We start from the raw sequence: 14,681 nt of genomic DNA, 5'->3' as shown, positions 1-14,681 counted from the left end.
CAACCAAATTTAAATAAACTCCGATACGAGGAACATATTATGCGCATTATCCTTTTGGGCGCACCGGGTGCAGGTAAAGGCACTCAAGCACAATTCTTAATGGAAAAGCACGGCATTCCACAGATCTCTACTGGTGACATGCTGCGCGCTGCTATCAAAGAAAGCACGCCTTTAGGCCTTGAAGCGAAGAAAGTGATGGATGCAGGTCAGCTAGTCTCTGATGAAATCATCATTGGCCTTGTAAAAGAGCGTATTGCTAAAGCCGATTGTGCAAAAGGATTCTTACTGGATGGTTTCCCTCGTACAATTCCACAAGCTGATGCAATGAAAGACAATGGCATTAGCATTGACCACGTTATTGAGTTCGATGTAGCTGATGACATCATTGTTGAGCGCATGGGCGGACGTCGTGTACACCCTGGTTCTGGTCGTGTTTATCATGTTGTTTATAACCCTGCAAAGGTTGAAGGCAAAGATGACGTGACAGGCGAAGACTTAATCATTCGTCCTGATGATGTTGAAGAAACAGTTAAAAAGCGCCTTGGTATTTACCATGAGCAAACTAAGCCATTGGTAAGCTACTACCAAGCGGAAGCTGACTCAGGTAACACGCAATACCATAAATTAGATGGTACTCAGGCAGTTGAAGCTGTCAGCGGTCAACTTGCAGAGCTGTTAGGCTAATTGCTTGATTGATGCTTAAATTAAGAAAAAACCGCCTGTTGGCGGTTTTTTTATAGTGCTTTTAATTGTTCAATGACTTGTGTGTAATCAGGTTCAGAGGCAAGGTTTTTGACTAATTGCTTATAAACAATTTTATGATTTTTATCTAGAATTAAAACCGCTCGGCTGAGTAATCCCATATCTTTTATGTATAAACCGTAGTTCTCGCCAAAATTACGCCACACTGAGTCTGATAGTGTCGTGACTTTATCTATATTTTCTTGCTGACAAAAACGTTTTTGTGCGAAGGGTAAATCAGCACTAATTGTTAACATTTTTACGTCTTTATAGGTATTTGCGACTTGTTCATTAAAGTGTTTCGTCTGTAGGCTACAAATGCCAGTATCTAAACTTGGTACAACACTTATTAATACCGCTTGCCCGTTAAAATCAGATAGGCTCACAGGTACAAATGCCTCATCAACTACTTTAAAGTTAGGAGCTTGTTGACCTTCAGCAACCCCTTTACCTAAAAGGGTTACAGGTTTGTCTTGTGCATGAACTTTGCCTGAGTCAATCGTATTCTCTGGTAAATCGTAAGCAAAGGCGCTCATGGCGATGAGGCTTGTAGCAATAATGGAGACTTTCAGCATAAAGTATTCCTTTTCGAGTTATCTTAATTGGCGTCAGTGTATTATACTGTAAAACGCTAACAAAGTATTACCGGATAAGCACGTTGTAAATCGTTAGGTATTTTATTAACATTAGCCGTAAAATTGAGCCACTAAAAACAGTATAATAACCACTATTGTCTCAATTGAGTGACTATTGAGATCAACTCGAGCAAAGAGAGCTTTTATGTCAACATTAGTTTTAATATGTGATGACTCTAAATTAGCGCGCCGACAATTGGCCCGTTCGTTGCCTGAGGATTGGGATATTAAGGTTGAATTTGCTGAACACGGATTAGATTGTATTGAAAAAATCAAACAGTGTTCACCAGAGATTTTATTCTTAGATTTAAATATGCCACACATGGATGGGTATGGTGTATTACAAGAAATTCAAAGCCAAGATTTAAACGTTTTAACGGTTGTTGTATCGGGTGATATTCAGCCAAATGCACATCAGCGCGTTATTGAGTTGGGTGCGATCGATTTTATTCGTAAACCCTGTGATGCAGCAAAGCTTGCTGAAATAATAGAGCATCACGGGATCAGAGATCGCGCAATACGTGAGAGCTTGGTTCATAAGCTCGGTGAACAACTCGACCCAGAAATTAGAGACATTTACCAAGAATTGACCAATGTTGCAATGGGGCAGGCCGGTGACTTATTAGCTCGATTGCTTAATGTATTTGTTGAGTTACCCATACCCAATGTCAATGTGCTTGAAGTGAGTGAATTACACATGGCTTTGCAAGCAATTGATGCTAGCGCAAGTACTTCGGGTGTGTGCCAAGGGTTTATAGGCGGCGGGGTATCGGGCGAAGCATTGTTATTATTGAATGATTCTAGCTTCAAAGAAGTAGCCTCACTCATGAATTATCACGGGGAACTTAACGAGAAAGTTGAGCTTGAACTGTTGATGGACATTAGTAACATCTTAATAGGGTCTATTCTAACTGGGTTGTCACGACAACTCGACATGCCATTTAGCCAAGGACACCCAGTTGTGCTGGGGCAGCACTGCGATGTGTCTGAACTGGTAAAAGCCAATAAATCTAGATGGCAGCGCACGCTTGCTATAGAAATTAGCTATGGAATAGAAAACCACAACATCAATTGTGACTTAATGCTGTTATTTACCGAGGACTCATTGAAGACCTTAAAGTATAAAGTCGAATACTTATTAGAAGATTAAAACTATGCCTGCTGCTGATTTTGACATGAATGAAATCCATTGGTTAATGGATATGTTTAATACGGTTGATGTTGGTTTAGTCGTATTAGATAGAGACTACAAAGTGTGTATTTGGAATGGGTTTATGGAAAACCATTCTGGGTTGTTGCCAAGCGCTGTAAAAGACAAAGATATCTTTGATTTGTTTCCGAGTATTGATGAGCAGTGGTTTAGAAGTAAAACAGAGTCGGTATTTGTATTAAAAAATCGCTCTTTTACTATTTGGGAACAACAGCCGTATATATTTAAATTTAAAAATTACCGCCCGATCACAGGAAAAGCTGATCATATGTATCAAAGCTCAACAATTATTCCTTTGAGTACGATCACAGGCGAGGTAGGCCATATTTGTATCATTATTTATGATGTTACCGATGAAGCAATGAACAAGCTAGAACTGGAACAAGCAAATCATAAGCTTGAACAAATGAGTCGCACTGATAGCTTGACCACACTGGCAAATCGCGGGTATTGGGAATCAACATTACGGAAAGAGTTTAAGCGGTTGCAACGTAGCCAAGGCATTTGTAGCTTGTTGATGTTTGATATCGATTACTTTAAGCGCGTAAATGATGCCTATGGTCATAGTGGTGGAGATGAAGCCATACGACATATTTCTGATCTATTGAAAAAAACCTTAAGAGAAACTGACACGGCAGGACGTTATGGTGGTGAGGAGTTTGTGGTCACTTTAGTGGATACAGATGTTGAAGGTGCGCAAATATTTGCGGAGCGCTTAAGAAGTTTAATAGAAAAGTCATCTATTTTTTATGATAACAAACAAATACAAATTACCGTGAGTGTCGGGTTTGCAACCTATACCAGTGACTTTAAAAAACATGAAGAGTGGATTGAAGCGGCAGATACCGCTTTATACCATTCAAAAGAAACAGGTAGAAATAAGGTGACTGGATACAGCATTGAGATGAAAAAGTAACCATCGTTTTTTTGACAATATATTGAGACCAATAAAAAAGCCCTATCAAGAGGGCTTTTTTATTGGTGTTTAACGCATACAAGGACTGAGCAGCTACTTTAATGTTTAAGCCGATGCTTCTTTATTTTCAATCGGGCATTGACCAATAACCGTTTTTGTTCCGTCAGCATCTAGTTGCTCTAGCTTCACTGAAAACCCCCACAGCCGATACAAATGCTTCAGAACCTCTTTTTTTGACTCTGCTAGAGGTATGTCATTTTGTGGTACATATCGCAATGTTAGAGATCTATCGCCTCTAACATCTACATCGTAAACCTGTATGTTGGGTTCGTGATTACTTAAATTATATTGAGCAGATAATGAAGAGCGCACATACTGATAGCCTTCATCATTATGAATGGCGCCAACTTCTAAATGCGGTGACTTTTGTTGGTCAACAATTGTAAATAGTTTAAAATCACGAATGAGCTTGGGAGATAAAAACTGGCTGACAAAACTTTCGTCTTTGAAGTTTTCCATGGCAAAGTGCAGTGTGTCTAACCAATCTTTTCCCGCGAATTCAGGAAACCATTGTTTGTCTTCATCTGTTGGGTTTTCACAAATACGACGAATATCCACCATCATGTTAAACCCTAGCGCGTATGGATTAATGCCTGAATAGAACTTGCTATTATAGGGAGGCTGATAAACAACATTCGTATGACTTTGCAAAAACTCGAGCATAAATGCATCACTGACTTTTCCTTCATCATACAAGTGGTTAAGAATGGTGTAATGCCAAAAAGTAGCCCACCCCTCATTCATGACTTGAGTTTGACGTTGCGGGTAAAAGTACTGAGACACTTTGCGAACAATTCGAATGACTTCTCGTTGCCATGACTCAAGTAGAGGCGCATTTTTCTCAATAAAATACAGTATGTTTTCTTGAGGCTCACTAGGAAAGCGGATCCGCTTCACTTTTTCTTCATGTGCGTTAACCGGAATTGTGCGCCAAAGTTCATTGACTTGCGATTGTAGATAATCTTCCCGTTCTTTTTGTCTTTTTTGCTCTTCGTACAGAGAGATTTGTTGCGGTCTTTTATATCGATCTACCCCGTAATTCATCAATGCGTGACATGAGTCGAGTAAGTTTTCAACCTCGTCAATGCCATATTTTTGTTCGCATTCTGCAATGTAATTTTTGGCAAATAATAAGTAGTCGATGATAGAAGGCGCATCAGTCCAGGTTTTGAATAGATAGTTTCCTTTGAAAAACGAGTTGTGCCCATAACAAGCATGTGCCATAACCAGTGCTTGCATTGGTAAGGTATTCTCTTCCATAAGATAGGCAATACACGGGTCTGAATTAATCACTATTTCATACGCCAAGCCCATTTGGCCGCGTTTATAATTTTGCTCAGTTTGAATAAATTTTTTGCCATACGACCAATGGCTATAGCCAATGGGCATGCCAACGCTTGAATACGCATCCATCATCTGTTCAGCAGTGATCACCTCAATTTGGTTAGGGTATGTGTCCAATCGATAGTGTTCTGCAACTCGCGCTATTTCGGCCTGATACTCCGCTAACATCTCGAATGTCCAATCAGGTCCGTCATTCATAGGGTTATAACTCATATAGTTCCCTCCTATAAAGGCTAAGCAGCGCCTTGTTGTTGACGATTCTTTTTAAATAGTTCTCTGAATATGGGGTAAATATCTTCAACGCTTTTAATATGTTGCATTGCAAAATTATCAAAAGAATTTTCAATTGCTTGATACTCTCGCCATAAACTTTGGTGTGCTCGGGTCGTAATTTCTATATAGGCATAATAGCGCACCGTTTTAAGTAAGTGATTGGTCATAATATCGGTGCAGTGGGGTGAGTCATCAGCCCAATTGTCACCATCGGATGCTTGTGCCGCATATATGTTCCAATCACCTTGCGAATAGCGATCTTTTACGATTTCGTCCATCAACTTGAGTGCACTAGATACAATGGTTCCACCCGTTTCCTGAGAGTAAAAGAACTCTTGCTCGTCGACTTCTTTTGCTTGTGTATGATGGCGAATATAAACAACTTCGATATCTTTATATGTACGGGTTAAAAATTGATACAACAAAATATAAAAACGTTTTGCCATATCTTTAGTACCTTGATCCATAGAACCAGATACATCCATTAAACAAAACATCACGGCTTTACTTGTTGGATGCGGTTTTTTCTCATAATTTCTAAAACGCAAATCATAATTATCTATAAAAGGTACTGCGGCGATTTTCCGTTTTAAATCGTCAATTTCTAATTCTAATTTGGATATTTGATGTTGTGGCGGCACTGGCTCATTCAGCAAATCTGCCAATTCAGTTTCAGCCTCTTTGAGCCTGCGGCGTTTACCTGCCGACATAGCCACTCGTCTTGCGAGTGAGCCTTGTAAAGAACGCACAATATCTAAATTGCTTGGCATGCCATCATTACAAAACCCAGCCCGATGGGTTTTCATTTGTACAAGCTTGTCTAACTGACTTTGCTGTAAATTAGGAAGCTCTAAGTCTTCAAATAATAAATCAAGGTATTCATCTTTCGATATCGAGAATACGAAGTCGTCTTGACCTTCGCCTTGGTCACTTGCTTCTCCTTCACCAGCACCTCCACCTTGACCCGACGGGGGACGTTGTATTTTGTCGCCCGTTGTAAATTGGTCATTACCAGGGTGGATCATTTCTCGATCCCCCCCTTTACCTTGGTGAAAAGCGGGTTCACTCATATCTTTTTGCGGAATTGAAATACTTTCACCGCTACTCACATCGGTCACGCTTCTCTTATTAATTGCATCTGAAACAGCTTCTTTTATCTGTTTCTTATAACGCCTAATAAAACGTTGCCGGTTAAGCGTGCTTTTATTTTTCCCGTTCAGGCGACGGTCTATAAAATGCGCCATAAATCACCCTCTCAGTCGAATTAATCTTATTGTGACTTTCTCACTCTTAGATACCATTCAGAGAGTAGTCTAACTTGCTTTTGGGTATACCCTTTTTCTACCATGCGATTGACGAAATCTTCGTGTTTCTTTTGATCTTCAGCAGAGGTTTTTGCATTAAATGAAATAACGGGTAACAAATCTTCAGTATTGGAAAACATTTTCTTTTCGATTACGGTGCGCAGTTTTTCATAACTGGTCCAAACTGGATTACTGCCATTATGATGTGCTCGTGCTCTTAAGACGAAATTAACAATTTCATTTCGGAAATCTTTCGGATTTGAAATACCCGCTGGCTTTTCTATTTTTTCCAGCTCAGCGTTTAATGCCGAGCGGTCGAACAGCTGGCCTGTATCTGGGTCTCTATACTCTTGATCTTGAATCCAAAAATCGGCATAAGTGACATAGCGGTCGAAAATATTCTGGCCGTACTCAGAATATGACTCTAAATAGGCAGTTTGTAGTTCTTTACCAATAAATTCAACATACTGTGGTATTAGATAACCTTTTAAGTGACTTAAATAACGTTCTTGAATTTCGGCGTTAAATTGTTCACGTTCAATTTGTTGTTCAAGTACATAAAATAGGTGAACTGGATTTGCAGCAACTTCAGCATGATCAAAGTTAAATACACGAGATAATATTTTAAATGCGAAGCGAGTCGATAGCCCATTCATGCCTTCATCGACACCTGCATAGTCTCTATATTCTTGATAAGACTTTGCTTTAGGGTCAGTATCTTTGAGGCTTTCACCGTCGTACACTCGCATCTTCGAATAGATACTTGAGTTTTCCGGCTCTTTTACACGTGATAAAGAAACAAATTTTGCTAATGTTTCGAGTGTACCTGGCGCGCATGGCGCAGAGGCTAGTTCACTGTTTTCAATGAGCTTATCGTAGATCTTCACTTCTTCCGATACCCGTAAGCAGTAAGGCACTTTGACAATGTAAACACGATCTAAGAATGCTTCATTGTTTTTATTATTCTTAAATGTTTGCCATTCAGACTCATTGGAATGCGCTAAAATCATGCCATTGAATGGTAAAGCAGAAATACCTTCCGTGCCGTTGTAGTTGCCTTCTTGAGTTGCGGTAAGAAGTGGGTGTAGCACCTTAATGGGCGCTTTAAACATTTCTACGAATTCCATCAAACCTTGGTTTGCCAAGCATAGGGAGCCAGAATAGGCATATGCATCAGGGTCATTTTGTGCAAAGTGCTCTAATTTACGGATATCCACTTTACCTACGAGAGCTGAAATGTCTTGGTTGTTTTCATCACCAGGTTCTGTTTTAGCAATAGCAACCTGATCGAGTATGGACGGATAGCGTTTCACTACTTTGAATTGGCTAATATCCCCGTTGAATTCATGCAAACGTTTAGTTGCCCAAGGAGACATAACGGTCTTTAAATACCGAGGTTTGATGCCGTATTCTTTCGCGAGGAGCTCAGCATCCTCAACTGGGTTAAAGAGTGATAGCGGGTGGTCGTTAACCGGTGAGTCTTTGATAGCGTAAATTGGCACCTGTTGCATTAAATACTTTAACTTTTCAGCTATCGAAGATTTACCGCCGCCAACAGGGCCAAGCAAGTATAGAACTTGTTTACATTCTTCAAGGCCTTGAGCCGCATGCTTTAGGTACGCAACAATTTGCTCGATGGCATCTTCCATGCCATAAAACTCATTGAATGCTGGATAGCGAGCGATGACTCGATTAGAGAAAAGTCGACTGAGTCTAGCATCGTTTGAGGTGTCAATCATTTCAGGTTCACCAATGGCCATTAATAGGCGTTCTGGGGCACTGGCATAGGCTGATTTGTCGTTCTTACAGATCTCTAGGAATTCAGCGATACTGTATTCTTCTTCTTGAGCTGCTTCATATCTGGATTGGTAGTGTTCAAATATCGTCATAACGACCTCCAATAACCTGCTTAAATAAGGAAAGCTATTTAATCTTCAATGGGAAAGGTTACTTTTAAGTCTAGACGTGAAAATTAGAATTTGCCTAAAAATTCCAAACATTTAATGGAATAACATAATGGTATTCGCAAATGAAAAAAGGCGCTTATGCGCCTCTTTATTGCAAAAAAATAAACAGATTTTATTGCAAAGAATTATGCGAGGTTTGCGTTTGCAAATTCCCAGTTTACGAGTGCCCAAAAACCTTTAAGGTAATCAGGGCGTACGTTACGGAAGTCGATGTAGTAAGCGTGTTCCCAAAGGTCCACGGTTAAAATTGGTGTAACACCTGCTTCAGTTAACGGTGTAGCAGCGTTTGATGTGTTAACAATATCAAGTGAACCATCAGCTAATTGCACTAACCAAGTCCAGCTTGAGCCGAAGTTGTTAACAGCTTTATCATTAAACGCAGCCTGAAAATCTGCAAATGAGCCCCATTTTGCATTGATTAACTCAGCTACATTACCTGAAGGTTCTCCACCTGCATTTGGTGCAAGGCTGTTCCAATAGAACGTGTGGTTCCAGATCTGTGCTGCGTTATTAAATACGCCGCCTTCTGAATTGCATACAACTTCTTCTAATGATTTAGTTGCCAGTTCAGTGCCTTCAACAAGACCATTTAGTTTAACAACATAGGTGTTGTGGTGTTTGCCATGGTGAAACTCAAGTGTTTCTTTTGAAATGTGTGGCTCAAGTGCATCAATTGCATAAGGTAGTGACGGTAGTTCAAATGCCATTTTAATCTCCAATTGTTATTAAATGCCAAAATCGATACGAAACATAGCGCAGTTGAGTGCACTTTTCTATACGAGTTGGCTTTATAGTGATACTATAATTCCTGAGTATTTTACTCAAGTTTTGGCAAACAGCAATGGCGTTGCCTTATACTTATTTAGGAATCTAGCCCAGTCGATGTATTTTTATACAATTGCGCATCGGTAAGGTTTAAGCTATCGTCATTTTTGAGGTTAAAGATGGAAACCATTGATAAAATTAAAGAGCAAATTTCAGAAAATCCAATCCTTCTATATATGAAGGGATCACCGAAGTTACCAAATTGTGGTTTTTCATCACAAGCTTCACAAGCACTTATGGGATGCGGTGAGCAATTTGCTTATGTTGATATTCTTCTTAACCCAGACATTCGTGCTGAGTTACCGCACTATGCAAATTGGCCGACTTTCCCGCAGTTATGGGTCGAAGGTGAGCTAATTGGTGGTTGTGACATTATTATTGAAATGTTCCAGCGTGGGGAGTTGCAACCTCTTATCCAAGAAACAGCGGCAAAATATAAAACACCAGAAGCAGACACTGCTGAATAACCAAGAGTGTTTGTACAGAAAAAACCGAGCCATGAGCTCGGTTTTTTTATTTTTAACATTGGCACGAATGAAGCGTATTTATTGAGTGTTGTATGTTATACCAAGCAATCACATATTCTTATCTGCATAATATTCATATTTTCTATTAATTATCTATCACAGTTATGATTGGGTGAATATATATTCACAAGCTAGTGTGCTTACGTTTACGTAAACTGTATTGTTCTATATTTTTAATTTACTTTTTTGTCATAATGACACTGGTGTCATGTTGGTTTTTTATTCTTTAAAGTCGATTTTAAAGGTTTTTTTACATTTTGGTTAACTTGTCTTACCAATGAGAAATATTCATGTTCGTGAATATGTATTCATAAATGTATTGACTCAGTTTTAAATCCCCGCTAATTTTGAATATCGGCCAGTAATAACCGTCAGCAGTTTAATCCACTGGCAGGGGTAGCAAGGGGAGGAGTCCATGTTATATGACTCAGCACTAGAAAAAGACAATTGCGGCTTTGGTTTGATAGCGCACACAAGCGGTCAAGCAAGCCATAAACTCATTAGAACAGCGATCACAGGGTTGGATCGTATGCAGCATAGAGGTGGGATAGCCTCTGATGGGAAAACCGGTGACGGTTGTGGTTTATTACTACAAAAGCCAGATAGCTTTTTCCGTGCCATAGCAGCAGAAAATGATTGGCGCTTGGGTAAAAACTATGCCGTAGGCATGATGTTTTTAAACCCAGATAAAACTTTAGCAACGCGCGCTAAAGACGTTATTAATGAAGAGCTAGAAAAAGAAACATTAACCTTAGTTGGTTGGCGAATAGTGCCAACAGATCCTTCTATGTTGGGTCCGATTGCTCAACAACAGTTACCAATATTTGAACAAGTTTTTGTGAGCGCACCTGAAGGGTGGCGTCCAAAAGATCTTGAACGACGTTTATATATTGCGCGGCGTCGCATTGAAAAACGACTAGAAGCAGATAAGCAGTTTTATATTTCAAGCTTGTCGGGTTTAGTGACGGTTTACAAAGGCTTGATGATGCCGGTCGATTTACCAAATTTCTACTTAGATTTGGCTGATATGCGCATGACCAGCGCGATTTGTGTTTTTCATCAACGTTTTTCAACAAACACACAACCACGTTGGCCGCTTGCGCAACCATTTCGTTATTTGGCGCACAATGGTGAGATCAATACTATTACAGGTAATCGGCAGTGGGCGCGCGCGCGCGCATATAAATTCTCATCTCCTTTATTGCCAGACCTCCAAAATGCGGCTCCTTTTGTCAATGAAGTGGGTTCCGATTCATCCAGTTTAGACAATATGCTTGAGCTATTTTTAGCCGGTGGAATGGACTTATTTAGAGCGATGAGGATGTTGGTACCTCCTGCATGGCAGAAAAATAGGGCAATGGATGAAGATTTGCGCGCGTTTTATGACTTTAACTCGATGCATATGGAGCCTTGGGATGGACCAGCCGGTATTGTGATGTCGGATGGTCGTTTTGCAGCCTGTAACTTAGATCGAAATGGTTTACGCCCAGCGCGTTATGTTATTACACAAGATGGTTTTATTACGCTCGCTTCAGAAGTCGGTATTTGGGATTATGCTGCAGATGAAGTCGTTGAGAAAGGTCGGGTCGGGCCGGGTGAATTGTTGGTTATTGATACACTACATGGCAAAATTTGGCAGTCGGATGAAATCGATCAAGACCTTAAAGCACGCCACCCTTATAAAGCGTGGTTAGAGCAAAATGTAAAACGTTTGACCCCGTTTGAACAGCTTGACGAGCAGCAGGATACGGGTCAGCGCAGTTTTGATAAGGTGACGTTACAAACGTATCAGAAATTGTTTGGTTATAGTAATGAAGAGCTAGATCAGGTTTTGCGCGTGATGGGTGATAATGGTCAAGAAGCAACCGGTTCTATGGGAGATGATACCCCATTTGCGGTTCTTTCCGAAGGAACTCGTGCATTATATGACTATTTCAGACAAAAGTTTGCCCAAGTTACAAACCCACCGATAGACCCATTACGTGAAAATCACGTTATGTCGTTGGCCACCTGTATTGGTCGAGAACAAAATGTATTTAACGAGACAACAGGTCATGCCAAACGTCTCCAATTTGACTCACCAATATTAACTTATTCAGATATGCAGCAGCTTAAAGAAGCTGATGATGCACATTATAGCGCTTGCTGTATTGATTTAAACTATGCGCCTGAAGAAGGCTTGAAAAACGCAGTTAAGCGGATCTGTGATGAGGCACAAAAAAGTGCTAAGTCAGGGTGTGTGATGGTTATTTTGAGTGATAGGAACACAACGAAAGATACCTTGCCAGTACCAGCGGCAATGGCTGTGGGCGCAGTACAGCAAAGGTTGGTCAATACTAATTTGCGATGTGATGCTAACGTCATTGTGGAAACGGGCAGTGCGCGAGATCCACACCATTTTGCGGTGTTACTTGGTTTTGGCGCTACAGCAGTTTACCCTTATTTAGCTTATGAATCTTTAGTTGCAATGTGTGACGATAAAGTCATTAAGAAAAGTTATCGGGAAGTCACGATATCGTATCGTACAGCGATAAATAAAGGGTTATACAAGATAATGTCAAAAATGGGCATTAGTACCATCGCTTCATATCGTTGTTCTATGTTATTTGAAGCGGTTGGATTGTCTAATGAACTCGTTGAACTGTGTTTTAAAGGGGTTGCGAGCCGAATTCAAGGTGCGTGCTTCGATGAATTTGAATCAGACCAAACAAAGCTGCACAAATTGGCATACAGTAAACGTAAGTTATTGAATCATGGTGGCTTATTAAAGTTTGTTCATGGTGAAGAGTACCATGCCTATAACCCAGATGTCGTGAGTACGTTACAAGTTGCTGTACGCTCGGGAAATTATACTGACTATCAAGTATATGCGAATTTAGTAAATAATCGACCAGTTACCAATCTACGAGATATGTTAGCGCTTAATATGGCACAACAGTCAGTCTCAATTGAGGATGTAGAACCTGCCACAGAACTTTATAAGCGGTTTGATTCTGCGGCAATGAGCATTGGTGCACTTTCTCCTGAAGCTCATGAAGCTTTGGCAATTGCAATGAACCGTTTGGGTGGATGTTCGAACTCAGGTGAGGGTGGGGAAGACAAATTACGCTTTGGCACTGAAAAGAACTCGCGTATCAAGCAAGTTGCGTCTGGACGCTTTGGTGTAACACCTCACTATTTACAAAGCGCTGATGTGATTCAAATAAAGGTTGCGCAAGGGGCAAAACCTGGTGAAGGTGGACAGCTCCCAGGGGAAAAAGTTACCCCCTATATCGCTAAGTTAAGATACTCGGTACCTGGAGTGACGTTGATTTCTCCACCACCGCATCATGATATCTATTCAATTGAAGATTTAGCCCAACTGATTTTTGATTTAAAACAAGTTAACCCTAATGCGATGATTTCAGTGAAATTGGTATCGGAACCAGGTGTTGGTACAATTGCAACAGGTGTGGCAAAGGCTTATGCCGATTTAATCACGATTGCGGGCTATGATGGCGGGACAGGCGCTAGCCCACTCACTTCTGTCAAATATGCAGGCAGTCCTTGGGAGCTTGGATTAGCAGAGACACAGCAGGCATTGGTCGAAAATGGCTTACGTCATCGTATTCGGTTACAAACAGATGGTGGTCTAAAGACGGGCCTTGATATTATAAAAGCAGCAATTTTGGGTGCAGAAAGCTTTGGCTTTGGCACCGGTCCGATGGTTGCGCTTGGGTGTAAGTACTTGAGAATTTGCCATTTGAATAATTGTGCGACAGGTGTAGCAACACAAGACGATACATTACGACAAAAGCACTATCATGGTTTACCTGAAATGGCGATGAACTACTTTAAATTTATCGCGCAAGAAGCGAGGGAGATCATGGCTCAGCTGGGAGTTACCAGACTGGTTGATCTGATAGGCCGAACAGATTTATTGGATATGATCGAAGGCAAAACAGCGAAGCAGAGTAAGTTGGACTTATCTGACTTGTTAGCGAAACCTAATAATCCAACAAATGAAACACTGTATTGTTCAGCCCCGAATATTTCACATTATCAGGGTAAGTTGAATGAACTGTTGTTAGACAAAGCAAAGCAAGCAATTATTACTAAAAGCGGTATTTCGTTAGTGAATCGGATTGCCAATACTGACCGTTCTGTCGGTGCGATGTTGTCTGGCTATATTGCCAGTATTCACGGAAACCAAGGCATGGCAGCTGATCCAGTTGCAGTTGAGCTTCATGGCACTGCGGGTCAGTCATTTGGGGTTTGGAATGCGGGTGGCCTTGAGTTAACTCTTGTTGGCGACGCAAATGATTATGTTGGCAAGGGAATGGCTGGTGGGAAATTAGTTGTGCGCCCACCTATGGGGTCAAGCTTCGCAAGTCATCAAGCCACAATTATAGGTAATACTTGCTTGTACGGTGCAACGGGAGGGAAATTATATGCTGCCGGCAGAGCTGGCGAGCGCTTTGCAGTTAGAAACTCGGGTGTCCATGCCGTTGTAGAAGGATTAGGAGATAACGGGTGTGAATATATGACTGGCGGTGTGGTATGTGTTCTGGGGCAAGTCGGCGTTAATTTTGGCGCGGGTATGACCGGAGGTTTTGCATACATTTTAGATGAAAGTGATGACTTTACTAAGCGTATCAACCCTGAATTGGTGGAAGTTGTTAGTTTACAAAACTTAGTCTCTCATCAAGAGCATTTGCGCGGCATGATTGCTGAACACTTAGACTTAACGTGCTCTTCAAGAGCTGAGCAAATCTTAGCTAACTTTGAATTGTACTTACCAATGTTTAAGTTGATTAAGCCTAAATCTAGTGATGTTAATAGCTTACTTGGTCATAGAGCACGCAGCAGTGCTGAACTTCGTGTTCAGGCTCAATAGGGG

General features: G+C 40.8%; 10 protein-coding genes. 5 read left to right on the top strand and 5 right to left on the bottom strand.

Features of this window, described 5'->3' with window-relative positions:
* The first annotated feature begins 39 nt into the window (after positions 1 to 39).
* Positions 40 to 684, top strand: a complete 645-nt coding sequence (gene adk, locus J8L98_RS14215) for an adenylate kinase (protein WP_192507915.1) — start codon at positions 40 to 42, stop codon at positions 682 to 684.
* A gap of 50 nt (positions 685 to 734) precedes the next feature.
* Here adk and tpx read toward each other — a convergent pair whose 3' ends face one another.
* Positions 735 to 1,316 carry a thiol peroxidase gene (gene tpx / locus J8L98_RS14210; protein ID WP_210996932.1) on the bottom strand — a complete coding sequence of 194 codons (582 nt, stop codon included), beginning with the start codon at positions 1,314 to 1,316 and terminating at the stop codon, positions 735 to 737.
* Positions 1,317 to 1,521: 205 nt separating this feature from the next.
* On the opposite strand from tpx, the gene J8L98_RS14205 reads away from it, so the two are divergent.
* A complete protein-coding gene (locus tag J8L98_RS14205; RefSeq protein WP_192507913.1) occupies positions 1,522 to 2,526 on the top strand; it encodes a response regulator in 1,005 nt (334 codons plus the stop codon).
* Positions 2,527 to 2,530: 4 nt separating this feature from the next.
* A complete protein-coding gene (locus J8L98_RS14200; protein ID WP_192507912.1) occupies positions 2,531 to 3,502 on the top strand; it encodes a diguanylate cyclase in 972 nt (323 codons plus the stop codon).
* A 105-nt stretch (positions 3,503 to 3,607) separates the two neighbouring features.
* Here J8L98_RS14200 and J8L98_RS14195 read toward each other — a convergent pair whose 3' ends face one another.
* The 4 genes from J8L98_RS14195 to J8L98_RS14180 form a co-directional block, all read right to left on the bottom strand.
* Positions 3,608 to 5,119 (bottom strand): SpoVR family protein, encoded by a 1,512-nt coding sequence (locus J8L98_RS14195; RefSeq protein ID WP_192507911.1) that lies wholly within the window; start codon positions 5,117 to 5,119, stop codon positions 3,608 to 3,610.
* Between the two features lie 20 nt (positions 5,120 to 5,139).
* Positions 5,140 to 6,423: a YeaH/YhbH family protein gene (locus J8L98_RS14190; RefSeq protein WP_192507910.1), complete on the bottom strand. Its 1,284-nt coding sequence runs from the start codon at positions 6,421 to 6,423 to the stop codon at positions 5,140 to 5,142.
* A 26-nt stretch (positions 6,424 to 6,449) separates the two neighbouring features.
* On the bottom strand, positions 6,450 to 8,372 hold the full coding sequence (locus J8L98_RS14185; RefSeq protein WP_210996931.1) for a PrkA family serine protein kinase: 1,923 nt from the start codon (positions 8,370 to 8,372) through the stop codon (positions 6,450 to 6,452).
* A 203-nt stretch (positions 8,373 to 8,575) separates the two neighbouring features.
* The gene (locus J8L98_RS14180) at positions 8,576 to 9,157 is read right to left on the bottom strand and encodes a Fe-Mn family superoxide dismutase (protein WP_192507908.1); all 582 of its coding nucleotides are present in this window, start codon (positions 9,155 to 9,157) and stop codon (positions 8,576 to 8,578) included.
* Between the two features lie 237 nt (positions 9,158 to 9,394).
* Between J8L98_RS14180 and J8L98_RS14175 the strand changes: the two genes are divergently transcribed.
* Both J8L98_RS14175 and gltB read left to right on the top strand, forming a co-directional pair.
* Positions 9,395 to 9,742 (top strand): Grx4 family monothiol glutaredoxin, encoded by a 348-nt coding sequence (locus J8L98_RS14175; protein WP_192507907.1) that lies wholly within the window; start codon positions 9,395 to 9,397, stop codon positions 9,740 to 9,742.
* 475 nt (positions 9,743 to 10,217) lie between these two features.
* Complete coding sequence (gltB, locus tag J8L98_RS14170) at positions 10,218 to 14,678, top strand: glutamate synthase large subunit (RefSeq protein ID WP_210996930.1); 4,461 nt, start codon at positions 10,218 to 10,220, stop codon at positions 14,676 to 14,678.
* Positions 14,679 to 14,681 lie beyond the last annotated feature (3 nt).

The organism is Pseudoalteromonas sp. MMG013 (assembly GCF_018100885.1).
Classification (GTDB): domain Bacteria; phylum Pseudomonadota; class Gammaproteobacteria; order Enterobacterales; family Alteromonadaceae; genus Pseudoalteromonas; species Pseudoalteromonas aurantia.
This window is presented reverse-complemented; position numbering and strand designations above follow the sequence as displayed.

Excerpts from the sequence above, each read along its gene's own strand:
- adk (WP_192507915.1), top strand. The coding sequence starts at position 40 with ATGCGCATTATCCTTTTGGGCGCACCGGGTGCAGGTAAAGGCACTCAA.
- tpx (WP_210996932.1), bottom strand. The coding sequence starts at position 1,316 with ATGCTGAAAGTCTCCATTATTGCTACAAGCCTCATCGCCATGAGCGCC.
- J8L98_RS14205 (WP_192507913.1), top strand. The coding sequence starts at position 1,522 with ATGTCAACATTAGTTTTAATATGTGATGACTCTAAATTAGCGCGCCGA.
- J8L98_RS14200 (WP_192507912.1), top strand. The coding sequence starts at position 2,531 with ATGCCTGCTGCTGATTTTGACATGAATGAAATCCATTGGTTAATGGAT.
- J8L98_RS14195 (WP_192507911.1), bottom strand. The coding sequence starts at position 5,119 with ATGAGTTATAACCCTATGAATGACGGACCTGATTGGACATTCGAGATG.
- J8L98_RS14190 (WP_192507910.1), bottom strand. The coding sequence starts at position 6,423 with ATGGCGCATTTTATAGACCGTCGCCTGAACGGGAAAAATAAAAGCACG.
- J8L98_RS14185 (WP_210996931.1), bottom strand. The coding sequence starts at position 8,372 with ATGACGATATTTGAACACTACCAATCCAGATATGAAGCAGCTCAAGAA.
- J8L98_RS14180 (WP_192507908.1), bottom strand. The coding sequence starts at position 9,157 with ATGGCATTTGAACTACCGTCACTACCTTATGCAATTGATGCACTTGAG.
- J8L98_RS14175 (WP_192507907.1), top strand. The coding sequence starts at position 9,395 with ATGGAAACCATTGATAAAATTAAAGAGCAAATTTCAGAAAATCCAATC.
- gltB (WP_210996930.1), top strand. The coding sequence starts at position 10,218 with ATGTTATATGACTCAGCACTAGAAAAAGACAATTGCGGCTTTGGTTTG.